At 50.8% G+C, this 417-nt stretch carries 1 protein-coding gene; it reads right to left on the reverse strand.

Annotation, left to right across the window (positions count from 1 at the left end):
• Positions 1-417 (reverse strand): hypothetical protein (locus tag ACYVRH_RS14775; protein WP_461257617.1); only part of this gene is annotated, 417 nt, incomplete at both ends.

Consider the following 417-nt stretch of genomic DNA (forward strand, 5'->3'; position numbering starts at 1 on the left):
GGACAGGGCTGTTTCCGCCTGTATCTGCTTGTCGTCCGCCGCAGAGGTCATTGACCGTTTCCCAGCGTCAGTAAGTTTCACGCCCAACTGGTCTAGCAAGTCGGCGGACGCTTCCTGTATGGCGGACAGATTTTCCAGCGCGGAAAGCGAGTATGGTTTAGGCCCGTAAGAGGCGACGCGTTTGCCCGCCTCCACGTCAGACACTGAAAACTCAGCCATAAACGAACCGTTTGGCGCTTTTGTAATCGTGCCTATGAGAATGTAACGGGCGTTGGCGAGCTTGCCTATGCTGATGTAACTGCTTTCAGAATAATTACCGGATGTTGATTCCTGTTGTTGCGTCAGAATCCTGTCGAGGTTTTGCCTGTCTACAATATTAATAGCAGAATATTTGTTGAAGTTGGTGTTGAACGCTCC

This window comes from Treponema sp. R80B11-R83G3 (genome assembly GCF_054786115.1).